Below are 13,257 nucleotides of genomic sequence, written 5' to 3'. Positions count from 1 at the left end.
CGTCGTCATCGTCATTTCCGATCACCCAGTTCCGTTACGTCCAACGTGTCGTGTTCCTCGTAGACCCGATACGACAGCACGAGCGCGAAGGCCGTCATGCCGAAGCCGATGACGATCGCGGTCAACACCAGCGCCTGGACCAGCGGATCGGCCGTCTCCGGGACGTGGTCCCCATGACCGGCGAGTACTGGCACCGAGTCGGCTGTCGCTGGCGCGATCCCGCCCATCGCCAGCAGGTAGACGTTCGCGGCCTGACTGATGATCGCCAGCCCCCAGACGACCCGGATCAGGTCCCGCCGCAGGAGCAGGAAGGTCCCGAGGGCAAACAGCGCACCGACCGCGGCCGCCAGAACGATCGCCGTCATTCGGCTCCCACCACCGAGAGGATCGTGAGCAGTCCGCCGACGACCACGCAGTAGACCCCGAAGTCGAAGGCCATCGCGCTCGCGACCTCGAGGTGGTCGTAGATCGGCACCCCCTCGAGCATGACGAACGTCTGGGTCAGGAAGGGCCGATCGAAGACCAGCGGGACGAGTCCGCTGAGGACCGCGATCGCGAACCCGTAGGCGAACAGGCGGCGATACGCCAACACGACGCGGTCCCGGGAGGGTTCCTTGCCGGGATCGACCTCGCGGCCGAGGACGCCCCGCTCCAGGAAGTCGAGTCCGAACGCCATGTAGACGATCCCGAAGGCCGTCACCGTGAGGACGCCGCCGATGAACCCGCCGCCGGGCAGGTTATGGCCCTCGAAGAACAGCGAGATCGCGACGACGAGGACGATCGGGACGATCGCCCGCGCGGTCGTCCGCATGATGACCGTCGTCACGCGTCCTCACCTCCGCTGGGGCCGCCGTCGGTGCTGGCGTCGGCGGCGGTCGGTCCGTCGCCGCTCGAGTCGGCGGGCGATCCGTCGTCGCCGGCGGGACTCGCGTCGCCGCGACCGCGCATGACGATCAGCGTCAGGATCGAGATCGAAGCGAGCGCGATCACGGCGAGTTCGCCGAGCGTATCGAAGCCGCGGAAGTCGACGAGGGTCACGTTGACGATGTTGGTCCCGCCGCCGCCCGGAACCGCCCGCTCGGCGTAGGCGCGGGCGATCTCGGTCGGCCCGTCGGGCCGAGCGTCGGTCGTGACGAGGATCGTCACGAACACGGTCACGCCGACGGCGACCGAGAGGACGGCATCGCGGGCGACCCGCCCGACCTCGATCTCGTAGCGTTCGGGGATCTCCTCGACGACCAGCAGGAAAATCACCAGCACGAGCGTCTCGACGACCAGTTGGGTCAACGCGAGATCGGGCGCGCTCGCGAGGATGTAGAAGATCGCGATCATAAAGCCGAGGATCGAGAGGGTGAGGATCCCGGCGATGTGGCTGTCGGCGCGTGCGACCGCGACCGCACCGACCACCGCCACGAGCAATACGAGGGCGATGGGGATCGTGACCTCGAGTCCGATCGTCGCCGGGACGATGGCACCGGCGGCCACGAACCCGGTGAGCGCGAGCGCACAGGTCGCCGCCAGCGTCCACGTCGCGTACGTCCGGAGATGGCCGTTGTGGACCCACTCGGCGAACAGCCGTCCCTCGTCGGTGAGTCCCTCGACGATGCGGTCGTACCACCAGTTCGCGCGGATCGGTGGGACCGCTGCCAGCCCCGCACGGATGCCGTCGTGGATCCGTCCGTAGGCCGGATACGCGAGGACGCCGGCCCCGATCGTGACTGCGCTCATGCCGACCGGCGTCGAGTACGAGGTCGGAAGGCCGACGTGCATCGCGTGGGGGTCGACCGCCGTCGCCTCGAGTCCCGACTGAACGATGAGGTCGACCGCTCGCTGCGGGTCGACGCTGACGGCCGCGGCCAGCAACGCGAGGACGGCCGGCGGGACGAGCAGGCTCACGTTCGGCCGGTGGACGTGGCCGAGCGCCTCGGGGCGCTCGCCGAAAAACAGCGAGAGGAACTTCAGCGAGTAGAGGACGGTGAAGATACTGCCGAAGACGGCGACGGCGGGGTAGAGCCATCCCAGGAGTCCGATCTCGTGGTGATGGCTCGCCTCGACAGCGGCCTCGAAGAGCAGTTCCTTGGAGTAAAAGCCGTTGAAGGGCGGAATACCGGCCATGCTGAGCGCGACGACGCCGGTGATCGCCGCCGTGACGGGGAGATCGTGACGGAGGCCACCCAACTCCCGGATCTCGCGGGTCCCCGCTTCGTGGGCGATGATACCGGCGACGAGAAAGAGCGCGGCCTTGAACAGTGCGTGGTTGAGGAGGTGGAACACACCGGTCTCAGCGCCGTAGACGGAGGTAAAGCCGAAGCCGGCGACCATCAGTCCGAGGTGACTCGCAGTCGAGTAGGCAAGCAGTTCCTTGATGTCGGTCGCGGCGACGGCCATGATCGCACAGACGGTCATCGTCGTCAGCCCGAGCGTCGCAAAGAGGAAGAGCCACTCCTCGCCGACGAGCATGGGTCGGACGCGACCGATGAAGTAGACGCCGACCTTGACCATCGTCGCCGAGTGGAGGAAGGCGGAGACCGGCGTCGGAGCCGCCATCGCGTTGGGCAGCCAGAAGTGGACCGGCACCTGTGCGGACTTGGTGCCCGCACCGATCGCCAGCAGGCCGAGAACTGGGAGGAACAGGCCCCGCTCTCGCAAGGCATTGCTCATGGTCTCGGGGTTTTCGAGCATCGTGGCCAGGTCGAACGCGGCCCCCGGGCCGAGGACGTCGCCGGCGACGATCGAGAGCAAGAGGAGGCCGACGAGCAGGAACAGGCCGCCACCGACGGTAATGAACATGGCCATTCGGGCGGCGTACTGCGAGGAGTCGTCGGCGGTGTAGTAGCCGATCAGGACGAACGAACAGAGACTCGTGAGTTCCCAGAAGAGGAAGATCGCGACCAGGTCGGCGGCCAGCGCGACGCCGACGATCGAGCCCATAAACGCAAGCAGGGCGGCGTAGTACCTCGGGAGACCGGCCTGACCGTGCATGTATGCGGGGGAGTACGTGAACACGAGCGCGCCGATACCGGTGGCAAGCATCGCGAACAGCAGTGCCCAGCCGTCCACGTAGAACTGGAGTGCGATATTCAGCGACGAGATCCACTCGAGGGAGACGCTGCCTTCGGTGCCGTACTGTGTGGCGAGCAGGCCGAACGACGCCAGCGAGACGACGGTTCCGACGAACCCGGTCGTTTCGCCGAAGAGACGGAAGACGAGCGGCGTCAGTGCTGCCGCGACGAACGGCAACGCGACCGCGGCGACGACGACCGCCAGGTCGGGAGACATTCGGTACGCCGAGGATAGGGTGAGACGTCCCTTAAGCGATTACCTTTCGGAAGCCCGACTGATAGACGGAACCGTTACACACGGACTGGACGTCGCGGTAGTAGCGGCCGGATCGAAGAGTCCGACACGCTTATTCGCGAACGGCGACCATTCGTACGTAGTGAGTACCGAGACGCCCGAACCGACCGAAACCGAAGCGTTCGAGCGGGTCTGTGAGACGCTCGTCGAGCGGATCCTCGCCGGCGAGATCGAGCGCGACGAGGTCGAGAAAGCGAAGCTCGAGGCCTGCTCGGAACACTCGGCACCCAAGGTGCCGAAGAACTCCGAGCTACTGGACTACGCGCCCGAAGAACACCGCGAGGACCTGGAAGCGGTGTTACAGCGCAAACCGGTCCGAACGGCCTCCGGCGTCTCGCCGGTCGCGATCATGACCTCGCCCGAGCGCTGTCCTCACGGAAAGTGTCTCTACTGTCCCGGCGGCCCCGACTCGGAGTTCTCGAGTTCCCAGAGCTACACGGGCGAGGAGCCCGCCGCCGCCCGCGGCGTCCAGAACGACTACGACCCCTACGGGCAGGTCACGCTCCGACTCGAGCAGCTGCGCCAGATCGGCCATCCCGTCGACAAGGTCGAACTCATCCTGATGGGCGGGACGATGACCGCTCGCAGCCACGACTATCAGGAGTGGTTCGTCAAGCGCGCCCTCGAGGCGATGAACGACTACGACGTCGACAAGGAGCCGGAGCCGGCTCAGGGCGTCAGCTTCGCCGAGGACCCCGAGGAGTACGAGTGGCAGTACCTCGAGGACGTCATCGCCGAGAACGAGACGGCCGACGTTCGCAACATCGGGACGACCTTCGAGACCAAGCCCGACTGGTGCGATCCGGAACAGATCGACCGGATGCTCGATCTGGGCGGGACGAAAGTCGAGGTCGGCGTCCAGACGACCTTCGAGCGGATCAACCGGGAGATGCACCGGGGCCACGGCGCGCAGGTGTCGATCGACGCCAACCGCCGGCTCCGGGACTCGGCGTTCAAGGTCGGCTTCCACATGATGCCCGGCCAGCCCGGAATGAGCAAGGAGATGTGTCTCGAGGACTTCCGGCGGCTCTTCGAGCAGGAGCAGTGGAAGCCGGACTACCTGAAGATCTATCCGACGCTGATCGTCCGGGGAACGGCGACCTACGACTGGTGGCACAACGGCGAGTTCGAACCGCTGGGCAACGACGAGGCCGCGGAGCTGATCGCCGAGATCAAGGACATGATTCCCCGGTACACGCGACTCCAGCGCGTCCAGCGGGACATCCCCGCGGACTTCATCGACGCCGGCGTCTGGAAGTCCAATCTCCGCCAGCTCGCCCGCAAGCGCATGGACGAACACGGCTGGTCTTGCGACTGTATCCGTTGTCGCGAAGCGGGGATGAACGACGAGGACGCCGAGAACGTCGACCTCGACGTGTTGACCTACGAGGCCTGCGGCGGCACCGAGCATTTCATCTCCTTCGAGGACTTCCAGAAGGACCTGCTGGTCGGCTTCTGCAGGCTCCGGTTCCCCAACGACCCTGTCCGCCCGGAACTCGAGAACGCCGCGCTGATCCGGGAACTGCACGTCTACGGCTCCGAGGTCGCCATGGGTGACGAGAGCGAGACGGATCAACATCAGCATCAGGGCTACGGCCGCCGGCTAATGAATCGCGCAGAGGACCTCGCGGCCGACGCCGGCTACGACAAACTGAGCGTCATCTCCGGCATCGGCGCGCGGGAGTACTACCGGAACAAACTCGGCTACCATCAGGACGGCCCGTACGTGAGCAAACGTCTCTAGGCCGTTCGTGTGTGGACGGACCCGCTCGAGAGTCGATCGGGACCGCTGCCGGCCGCTCCGACTCCCGACTGCGACGAATCGAGACACGAAATCGCGTCGCGCTTCGCATTTTCCCTGCGGAAATAGTTCATCTTCTGAACTCGAAAAATTTATTATTCTATATGTCGTATACTCGCGTGCCGACAATCGTCGGCACCGTTGTCATCCCCTCCACCCCCCATCCCACTCCGACAGCGGCACACCGCACTGTCCCGCGAGCGCGCCGGCACCCATCCCATCGCTCGACTCCCCCTAGAGCGACACCGGCACGCTCGGTTTCCGTTCTCGCAGCTCGTTCAAGGTGACGCCACGCTGCCGTGATCAGTACGGCCGCTCCGTCAGCGGCTCGCAATTTCGCGCAGGTATCCCGTCCGAACCTCGTAGACGAGAGCCGTCAGGAGGAATCCGGTCCCGATCCCCCAGAACAGCCGCCGCTCCGCGTCGGTACCGGCGGTCCCGAACAGCAGACAGAGACCGCCGCCCAGCAGCAGGGCCGTCCGGATCCGAGTCGGCGCCGGCACCGCCTCGTCGCCGGTGGCCGCCAGGTACAGTTGCGGCCCGACGATCGGGATCGCGATCACCACCACGAACGCGTAGATCGGTCCCTCGAGGCCGAGGGCTGCACCGAGCAGGAAGGCGGCCAGACAGAGGGCGAACGCGACGGCGAGGACGCTATTTTCGCGGGAAACCATACGTTCGTGTGGCTCCGGTGACGTATGTTTCCTTTGACCCGTGGGCCGGTGGACGAGACACCCGGTCAGACCGCGAGGACGGTGTCGACGAGCAGCATGACCGCGAAGCCGAGGACGAACGTCGCCGTCGCGGTGTCGGCGTAGCCGTGGCCGTGGCTCGAGGGGACCAGTTCCCGGAAGACGACGGCGATCATCGCCCCCGCGGCGAAGCCGGCGGAGAGGGGGAAGAGCCCGGAGACGACCGCGACGAGCGAGAAGCCGATTGCGGCGGCGATCGGTTCGGGGACGCCGCCCGAGAGCGTGGTATAGAGGAGCGTTCGGGGGGCGGAGACGCCGGCCCGGACGGCAGGCACCGCCATCGCGAACCCGTCGGGGACGTTCTGGACCGCGATCGCCGTCGCGATGGCGAGGCCGAGCGCCGTCTCGCCGCTCGCGAAGGCGATCCCCACCGCCAGCCCCTCGGGGACGTTGTGGATGGTGACGGCACCGCCGACCAGTGCGGCGCGACGCAGGTCGTCGGCGTCGTCGCCGAGCGGTTCGAGGTCGCCGTCAGCCTCGGCCGACGGTAGCTCGCCGGCGGGGTCGAACGTCGGTCCCGTCCCTTCGACCCGTTCCCCGCGAAAGAGGAGATGCAAGTGCGGGAGAACGGCGTTGACGACCAGCAGGAAGCCGCCGCCGGCGAGGAGACCGGCGGTGACCTCGAGCGGCGACCCCATCTCGAGGCCGGGCAACACGAGGGCGAAGACCGCGGCTCCGACCATGATGCCGGCTGCGAGGCCGAGCGACCCGTCGTAGACGCGGTGGCTGATTCGGTCGGTGAGCAGGAGTGGTAACGCCCCGATCCCGGTGGTACAGCCGGCGATGGTCGCGACGACGACGACTTCCTCGAGCGACGACATACGGGTTCTCTCCGAGGCCGGCTCGAAAACGGTTGCGGTCGGATACCGCGGCGCCCGTCCTCAGTCGATCGAAACCTCGAGTTCGAGCAGTCCCAGATGTGGCGGCGCACCGCCGCCGTTGGTCCGGAACTCCTGGGGCGTCGAGTTGACGACGCTGTAGAAATCGTCCTGACTGGTCGGCACGAGCGTGCTGCCGTCGTCGCGCTGGAGGAAGGCGGGCGTATCGGTTCCCTCGATGAGTTCCAGCTGTTCCTGCCAGTCCTCGTCGGCATAGATGAACGTGCCAAAGGAGAACCGGCCGGCGGCGAGGGCGTCGTGTTTCGAGAGGAACATCCCGGACTCCTCGGCGTTGTACTCCTCGTCGCTCACCCAGGCGATCGCCGCGATCCCCTCGGCCTGAAGGAGATAGAAGTCCCACGAGAGCGTCGCGTCGAAGACCGCCCAGACGCTTCGGGGGCCGACGGTGTGGAGTTCGACGCTGAACGCGGGTCGAAGTCGCTCACCTTCGGGCTCGGGGACGAACGTCGCGTCGTAGCCCGGCGAGCGAATGCCCCGATCGTGATAGACGACGCCGTCCATGTCGACGTCGGCATCGATCCGGTCGACGATCCCGCGGACCGTCGCGCCGCCCTGTTGCTCGAGGTGATCGAGAAAGTCCGGAAATCGGGAGACGTCGGACCAGGGCGGTTCCTCGTTCGCGCTCATCGGGTCGACCCCCCGTTCCCGACCGTCCGCGTTCGGTCCGTGTCCCCTCGCAGTCGCTCGTTCGACTCACGGGTGACGCCACCCACGGCCTCGTGCATGCTCCCTACTGGGTGCCCGCGAGGATTAGATGTTCCGACAGCGACCGACGAGTCGGTCGCCCGCCTTGCGGACGCTCGTCGACGCGATCGCCCCGGACCGGAGCGACACCCCTTTTTGACCGGACCGGGCAGTGTGTAGTATGGATTCGAAGCGGGAGCTGACAAGCGTCGACCTCGCGGCCCTCGTCGGGGAACTCGGCACCTACGAGGGAGCGAAAGTCGACAAGGCCTACCTCTACGGCGACGATCTCGTCCGCCTCAAGATGCGGGACTTCGACCGGGGCCGACTGGAACTAATTCTCGAGGTCGGCGAGGTCAAGCGGGCCCACACGGTCGCCCCCGAACGGGTGCCCGACGCCCCCGGCCGGCCGCCCCAGTTCGCGATGATGCTCCGGAACCGACTGTCGGGAGCGGACTTCGCGGGCGTCGAACAGTACGAGTTCGACCGCATCCTCGAGTTCGTCTTCGAGCGCGACGACGGCACCACCCGGATCATCGTCGAACTGTTCGGGCAGGGCAACGTCGCGGTCACCGACGGCGAGTACGAGGTGATCGACTGCCTCGAGACCGTCCGACTCAAGTCCCGAACGGTCGTCCCGGGCTCGCGCTATGAGTTCCCGGATACCCGGACGAACCCACTGACGGTCTCCCGGGAGGCGTTCGACCACGAGATGGACGACTCCGACACCGACGTGGTCCGGACGCTGGCGACCCAACTCAACTTCGGCGGGCTCTACGCCGAGGAGATCTGTACCCGCGCCGGCGTCGAGAAGGGGCTTGACATCGACGACGCCGACGAGGACGTCTACGACCGGATCTACGAGGCCATCGAACGGCTCGCACTCGACATTCGCAACGGTAACTTCGACCCGCGGCTCTACTTCGCGGGCGACGACGAGGCCGACGGGGACGACGAAAGCGAGGGAACCGACGCAGGCGACGGTCCCGTCGTCGACGTCACGCCGTTCCCGCTCGAGGAACACGCGGACCTGCCCGCCGAGGGCTACGACTCGTTCCTGTCGGCGCTGGACGACTACTTCTTCCGGCTCGAACTCGCCGAAGAGGAAGAGCCCGATCCGACCGATCAGCGCCCGGATTTCGAGTCGGAGATCGCCAAACACGAGCGGATCATCGAGCAACAGCAGGGGGCGATCGAGGGGTTCGAGCAGGAGGCCGAGCAGCTTCGCGAGCGGGCGGAGTTGCTCTATGCCGAGTACGGACTCGTCGACGAGATCCTCTCGACGGTCCAGCAGGCCCGCGAGCAGGACCGCGCCTGGGACGAGATCCGGGAACGGTTCGAGGAGGGGGCCGACCGCGGTATCGCGGCCGCCGAGGCGGTCATCGACGTCGACGGCAGCGAGGGGACCGTGACCGTCGACCTCGACGGCGAGCGGATCGAACTGGTCGCCGATCGGGGCGTCGAACAGAACGCCGACCGGCTCTACACCGAGGCCAAACGCGTCGAGGACAAAAAGGAGGGCGCGCTGGCGGCCATCGAAAACACCCGCGAGGACTTAGAAGACGCCAAGCGACGCCGCGACGAGTGGGAAGCCCAGGACGCCGCGAGCGACGACGAGGACGAGGCGGACGACGAAGGGCCGAAACGGGACTGGCTCGCCGACCCCTCGATTCCGATCCGCGAAAACGAGCCCTGGTTCGACCGCTTCCGCTGGTTCCACACCAGCGACGACTACCTCGTGATCGGCGGCCGCAACGCCGACCAGAACGAGGAGATCGTCAAGAAGTACCTCGAGCCGGGCGACAAGGTCCTGCACACGCAGGCCCACGGCGGTCCCGTCACCGTGCTGAAGGCGACCGACCCGAGCGAGGCCTCCTCGAGCGACATCGAACTCCCCGAGTCGAGCATCGAGGAGGCGGCCCAGTTCGCGGTCTCGTACGCCTCGGTCTGGAAGGACGGCCGCTACGCGGGCGACGTCTACGCGGTCGACGCCGATCAGGTCTCGAAGACCCCCGAGAGCGGCGAGTACTTGGAGAAGGGTGGGTTCGCGATCCGCGGCGATCGGACCTACTACCGCGATACCCCGGTCGGCGCGGCGGTCGGGATCCAGTGTGAGCCCTACACGCGAGTGATCGGCGGCCCGCCGTCGGCCATCGAAGACCGGACGGAGACGACGATCGAACTCGAGCCCGGGCAGTACGCCCAGGCGGACACGGCAAAGCGACTCTACCGGCGGTTCCGCGAGCGCTTCGAGGACGAGTCGTTCGTCCGCAAGATCGCCAGCCCGGACCGGATCCAGCACTTCATGCCGCCGGGCGGTAGTCGGATCAAAGAGGAGTAGTCGCGCCGATCCGCACGCGATGGCCGCGGATCACCGTGTCGAGTCGGTGTCGGACCGGACCCCATCCTCGAGGGCGTCGAAATAGAGAGTCAGGGTCGAATGCGCGTGCCAACCCGCGCGAGGGAACTCTACCAGTGACGTGGACGACTACTGCGAGACTTCGAGCGCGGGCGCCGTCGTCCGCTCGAGCGCCTCGAGGTACGCTTCGGCGTCGAGGGCCGCCATACTGCCGGTTCCGGCGGCGGTGATCGCCTGTTGGTAGTTTGGATCGGCGACGTCGCCGGCGGCGAAGACGCCTTCGACTGCGGTCTCGGTCGTCGCGCGGCCGGCGTCGTCGGTTCGCGTGTGGAGGTAGCCGCTCTCGTCGCGGTCGACGGCGGTTCCCGCGAGGAAGTCGGTGTTGGGCGTGTGGCCGATCGCGTAGAACACGCCGCCGACGTCGACCGTCTCGCGCGTCACGTCGGCGCCGTTCGCGGCTTGCTCGAGGGGATAGCCCTCGGGGTGCGAGACGAGCGTCGCGCCGGTGACGCCGTCTTCTTGGGAGCCCCGCAGCGCCTCGAGTTCCGTGTTCCAGCGGAACTCGATGGTCTCGTTGTCGCGGGCACGGTCGGCCATGATCTCGGACGCGCGCAGTTCCTCTCGGCGGTGAACGACGGTCACGCTGTCGGCGAACTTCGCGAGGAAGAGCGCTTCTTCCATCGCCGAATCGCCGCCGCCGATCACGAGGACGTCGTCGCCGCGGTGGAACGCGCCGTCGCAGGTCGCACACGTCGAGAGGCCATACCCCATCAGTTCGGCCTCGTTTTCGGCACCGACCCAGCGAGCGCTCGCGCCGCTCGCGACGATCAGCGCACGCGTTCGCAGCCGATCGCCGTTCGAGAGGTCGAGTTCGAACGGCCGGTCTCCGAGCGTCGCGTCCTCGACGGTTCCGTGTTCGAATTCGGCGCCGAAGCGCTCGGCCTGGTCCTTGCCGTTCCCGATCAGTTCCATCCCGCCGACGCCCTCGGGGAAGCCGAGGTAGTTCTCGACGTCCGTCGTCAGCGTCAGCTGGCCGCCCGGTTCGGGTCCCTCGAGTACCAGCGGCTCGAGGTCGGCCCGCGCGGCGTAGACGGCCGCCGAGAGACCGGCGATGCCGGAGCCGACGATCACGACGTTACGAACGTCCGCGGTCGCGTCGGTTGCCTCGTTCATTCGGTGTATCTCTCGATCAGGGCTCGGAGTCGGTTTTCCGGTAACACGCCGGACTGCTGTTCGACCTGCTCACCGTCCGCGAAGAAGACGAGCGTCGGCACGCCACGAACGCCGAACGACCCCGCGAGCTGCTGGTGTTCGTCGACGTCGACCTTGGCGATCACGGCGTCGGTCGTGTCGGCCAGCTTCTCGAGGACGGGATTGAGCATCTGACAGGGGCCACACCAGTCGGCGTAGAAGTCCACGAGAACGACCTCGTGTTCCGCCGTGACGTCCTCGAGGTGGCTTCTCCCGTCGATGTAGAGCGGTTCGTCGAGCGATCGTGCCGAAACGTCGTCGCGTGCATCAGTTGCCATCACCACTACGTATGGACCGACACCGCTTAAAGGTTTTGTACATAGTGTACAATATAGTGGCAGCTATTCTCGGGCGATCACTCCCGTTACACGGAGTACGTGGTTCGACGGCTGTGAGAAGTACATGCGTGGCCGTCTTCGGGATTGGCGGCGGGGTGAAAACCGGTTCCACCCCGTTCGGTTCGGTACGAGTAGTTTTGTGCATATACCTAATAACCGTTCGTTCAACGAGGCGGCCGCTCCGCGGCACTCGCGTCGAAGCGGGCGAAATACCCCGCTCGCGTCCCGACGCGACCGTTGAACGTCAATCCGCGTCGTTCGGCGCGGCGTCGTAGCCGTTCGAACCCGACGAAGTGCGGGTCGGGGAGCGATTCGCCGACGACGAGTCGGCCGTCAGGCTTGAGGACCCGCTCGAGTTCGTCGAGCGCCCGCTCCTGGTCGGGAACCTCGCCGAGGACCAGGACCAGATACGCGGCATCGAACGTGTCGTCCGGATACGGAAGCGCTCGTGCGTCGCCGCGGACCGGTTCGACGGGCAGGTTACCCGCCGCTCGCGTCCGCGTCCGGAGGTGTTCGACCATCTCCGATTGGACATCTACGGCGTGTACCGTCCCCGACGGCTCGACCGCCCGCGCGACCGTCCCCGTGTAGTAGCCCGTTCCCGGCCCGACCTCGAGAAGACGTTCTCCGGGCCGGGGCTCGAGTACGTCACACAGCCTCGAGCGAGTGATGACCGGACGCGGCAGATCGATCGCGTTGCGCTGAGCGTACGGACACGGTGACGGGTTCGACCGCCACCGGAGGGCGTATCCGAGTCCGGCGAGCAACACGAGCCCGAGCAGGGCGGCGACCGCTCGCGGGAGACGACGAGAACTCATAGGAGTACAGTCTCCACGGACGGACTACTGTCTTCCCCCGAACCGACGCGAGCCCTGCGGGCTTGCCGTTGCTACCCCAACGACGATCACGATCGAAATCGACCGTCTACTATGTCCGACACGCTTCGCACGCGAACGGACGGCGAGTTCGACGACGTCGTCGCGGAAACGATCGGCGCCCTCGAGGACGAAGGATTCGGCGTCCTCTGCGACATCGACGTTCGGGAGACGCTGCAGCAGAAACTCGACGAAGACTTCCGACGGTACCGGATCTTGGGCGCGTGCAATCCGGGGTTGGCCCATCGGGGACTCGAGGACGACCTCGACCTCGGGACCGTACTCCCCTGCAACGTCGTCGTCTACGACGATGACGGCGGCGTCGTCGTCAGCGCCGTCGACCCGCGACGGCTGATCGGCGTCACCGAGAACGACGACCTCGACCCGATCGGTGACGACGCGTACGAGCGCTTCGAGCGGGTTCTCGAGTCCCTGTAACACCGCGGTTCTAAGCGTACGGCACCACGATCTCCGCTCGTGTCGTGGCGCGTTCCGGTCGCCACTACCGGACCACGAGAACGGGAACCGGTGATCGTCGAACGACGGTTTCCGCGACGCTCCCGAGCAGGACGCGGGAGACCCCCTCCTTGCTGTGGCTGCCGATGACGATCAGATCGACCGATTCCTCCGCCGCCTGCGCGACGATGCGGTCATCCGGTTCGCCCGTGACTATGTTCGTTTCGAGACTGCGACCGTACTCGGTTGCGAGGTCCGTCGCTGTCTCGAGGACATCGGCTGCGTGTTCCTCCGCTTTTTCGGAAACGGGTACTTGCAGTTCCGGTCCCAGGAGTTGTGCCCACCGCCCGTCCGGCACCTCGATGACATACAGCGCGATGACGGTCGCATCCGGGAATTCGTCGAAGGTCAATTCGAGGGCTTCCGTCGCCTGCGGCGTCCCGTCGTAGGGAACGAGAATTCGGTCGGCCATGACGAATGGTTCG

13 protein-coding genes are annotated in these 13,257 nt (G+C 66.5%); 3 read left to right on the top strand and 10 right to left on the bottom strand.

The window, feature by feature from the left end; all coding sequences use genetic code 11:
• Positions 1 to 11: 11 nt before the first annotated feature.
• From ACSBP4_RS04600 to mbhE, 3 genes are read right to left on the bottom strand one after another with little or no spacing between them, the layout of a single operon-like run.
• The gene (locus ACSBP4_RS04600) at positions 12 to 365 is read right to left on the bottom strand and encodes a sodium:proton antiporter (protein ID WP_006650486.1); all 354 of its coding nucleotides are present in this window, start codon (positions 363 to 365) and stop codon (positions 12 to 14) included.
• Positions 362 to 826: an MnhB domain-containing protein gene (locus ACSBP4_RS04595; protein WP_006650487.1), complete on the bottom strand. Its 465-nt coding sequence runs from the start codon at positions 824 to 826 to the stop codon at positions 362 to 364. The genes ACSBP4_RS04600 and ACSBP4_RS04595 overlap by 4 nt, the downstream gene beginning before the upstream one ends.
• A complete protein-coding gene (gene mbhE, locus ACSBP4_RS04590) occupies positions 823 to 3,279 on the bottom strand; it encodes a hydrogen gas-evolving membrane-bound hydrogenase subunit E (protein ID WP_049966452.1) in 2,457 nt (818 codons plus the stop codon). The genes ACSBP4_RS04595 and mbhE overlap by 4 nt, the downstream gene beginning before the upstream one ends.
• Before the next feature lie 160 nt (positions 3,280 to 3,439).
• Here mbhE and ACSBP4_RS04585 point away from each other — a divergent pair, with 160 nt between their 5' ends.
• Positions 3,440 to 5,101 (top strand): tRNA uridine(34) 5-carboxymethylaminomethyl modification radical SAM/GNAT enzyme Elp3, encoded by a 1,662-nt coding sequence (locus tag ACSBP4_RS04585; RefSeq protein ID WP_435551488.1) that lies wholly within the window; start codon positions 3,440 to 3,442, stop codon positions 5,099 to 5,101.
• A gap of 377 nt (positions 5,102 to 5,478) precedes the next feature.
• Here the strand turns inward: ACSBP4_RS04585 and ACSBP4_RS04580 are convergent, their stop codons facing one another.
• From ACSBP4_RS04580 to ACSBP4_RS04570, 3 genes are all read right to left on the bottom strand, one after another.
• A complete protein-coding gene (locus tag ACSBP4_RS04580; RefSeq protein ID WP_049966454.1) occupies positions 5,479 to 5,832 on the bottom strand; it encodes a hypothetical protein in 354 nt (117 codons plus the stop codon).
• A gap of 65 nt (positions 5,833 to 5,897) precedes the next feature.
• Positions 5,898 to 6,731, bottom strand: a complete 834-nt coding sequence (locus ACSBP4_RS04575) for a ZIP family metal transporter (protein WP_435551487.1) — start codon at positions 6,729 to 6,731, stop codon at positions 5,898 to 5,900.
• A gap of 60 nt (positions 6,732 to 6,791) precedes the next feature.
• Positions 6,792 to 7,436 (bottom strand): hypothetical protein, encoded by a 645-nt coding sequence (locus ACSBP4_RS04570; protein WP_435551486.1) that lies wholly within the window; start codon positions 7,434 to 7,436, stop codon positions 6,792 to 6,794.
• Between the two features lie 238 nt (positions 7,437 to 7,674).
• On the opposite strand from ACSBP4_RS04570, the gene rqcH reads away from it, so the two are divergent.
• Positions 7,675 to 9,834, top strand: a complete 2,160-nt coding sequence (gene rqcH, locus ACSBP4_RS04565) for a ribosome rescue protein RqcH (protein ID WP_435551485.1) — start codon at positions 7,675 to 7,677, stop codon at positions 9,832 to 9,834.
• 147 nt (positions 9,835 to 9,981) lie between these two features.
• Here the strand turns inward: rqcH and ACSBP4_RS04560 are convergent, their stop codons facing one another.
• The 3 genes from ACSBP4_RS04560 to ACSBP4_RS04550 all read right to left on the bottom strand — a co-directional run bounded on the left by ACSBP4_RS04560 (position 9,982) and on the right by ACSBP4_RS04550 (position 12,259).
• Complete coding sequence (locus tag ACSBP4_RS04560; protein WP_435551484.1) at positions 9,982 to 11,025, bottom strand: NAD(P)/FAD-dependent oxidoreductase; 1,044 nt, start codon at positions 11,023 to 11,025, stop codon at positions 9,982 to 9,984.
• Positions 11,022 to 11,381: a thioredoxin gene (trxA, locus tag ACSBP4_RS04555; RefSeq protein ID WP_435551483.1), complete on the bottom strand. Its 360-nt coding sequence runs from the start codon at positions 11,379 to 11,381 to the stop codon at positions 11,022 to 11,024. The genes ACSBP4_RS04560 and trxA overlap by 4 nt, the downstream gene beginning before the upstream one ends.
• Before the next feature lie 224 nt (positions 11,382 to 11,605).
• Positions 11,606 to 12,259 (bottom strand): class I SAM-dependent methyltransferase, encoded by a 654-nt coding sequence (locus tag ACSBP4_RS04550; RefSeq protein WP_049966460.1) that lies wholly within the window; start codon positions 12,257 to 12,259, stop codon positions 11,606 to 11,608.
• Positions 12,260 to 12,370: 111 nt separating this feature from the next.
• Between ACSBP4_RS04550 and ACSBP4_RS04545 the strand changes: the two genes are divergently transcribed.
• Positions 12,371 to 12,754, top strand: a complete 384-nt coding sequence (locus ACSBP4_RS04545; protein ID WP_006650497.1) for a DUF302 domain-containing protein — start codon at positions 12,371 to 12,373, stop codon at positions 12,752 to 12,754.
• Positions 12,755 to 12,818: 64 nt separating this feature from the next.
• Here the strand turns inward: ACSBP4_RS04545 and ACSBP4_RS04540 are convergent, their stop codons facing one another.
• Positions 12,819 to 13,244, bottom strand: coding sequence for a universal stress protein (locus tag ACSBP4_RS04540; RefSeq protein WP_006650498.1), 426 nt, complete (start codon positions 13,242 to 13,244; stop codon positions 12,819 to 12,821).
• Positions 13,245 to 13,257: the final 13 nt, after the last annotated feature.

Origin of the sequence: Natrinema sp. CGMCC1.2065 (assembly GCF_051225675.1) — an archaeon.
GTDB lineage: Archaea > Halobacteriota > Halobacteria > Halobacteriales > Natrialbaceae > Natrinema > Natrinema thermotolerans.
Note: the sequence above shows the minus strand (reverse complement) of the source record. Positions and strands in the feature narration are given on the sequence as shown.

Bases quoted from the DNA above. Each gene is read 5' to 3' on its own strand.
- ACSBP4_RS04600 (WP_006650486.1), bottom strand. From the start codon at position 365: ATGACGGCGATCGTTCTGGCGGCCGCGGTCGGTGCGCTGTTTGCCCTC.
- mbhE (WP_049966452.1), bottom strand. From the start codon at position 3,279: ATGTCTCCCGACCTGGCGGTCGTCGTCGCCGCGGTCGCGTTGCCGTTC.
- ACSBP4_RS04580 (WP_049966454.1), bottom strand. From the start codon at position 5,832: ATGGTTTCCCGCGAAAATAGCGTCCTCGCCGTCGCGTTCGCCCTCTGT.
- ACSBP4_RS04575 (WP_435551487.1), bottom strand. From the start codon at position 6,731: ATGTCGTCGCTCGAGGAAGTCGTCGTCGTCGCGACCATCGCCGGCTGT.
- ACSBP4_RS04570 (WP_435551486.1), bottom strand. From the start codon at position 7,436: ATGAGCGCGAACGAGGAACCGCCCTGGTCCGACGTCTCCCGATTTCCG.
- rqcH (WP_435551485.1), top strand. From the start codon at position 7,675: ATGGATTCGAAGCGGGAGCTGACAAGCGTCGACCTCGCGGCCCTCGTC.
- ACSBP4_RS04560 (WP_435551484.1), bottom strand. From the start codon at position 11,025: ATGAACGAGGCAACCGACGCGACCGCGGACGTTCGTAACGTCGTGATC.
- trxA (WP_435551483.1), bottom strand. From the start codon at position 11,381: ATGGCAACTGATGCACGCGACGACGTTTCGGCACGATCGCTCGACGAA.
- ACSBP4_RS04550 (WP_049966460.1), bottom strand. From the start codon at position 12,259: ATGAGTTCTCGTCGTCTCCCGCGAGCGGTCGCCGCCCTGCTCGGGCTC.
- ACSBP4_RS04545 (WP_006650497.1), top strand. From the start codon at position 12,371: ATGTCCGACACGCTTCGCACGCGAACGGACGGCGAGTTCGACGACGTC.
- ACSBP4_RS04540 (WP_006650498.1), bottom strand. From the start codon at position 13,244: ATGGCCGACCGAATTCTCGTTCCCTACGACGGGACGCCGCAGGCGACG.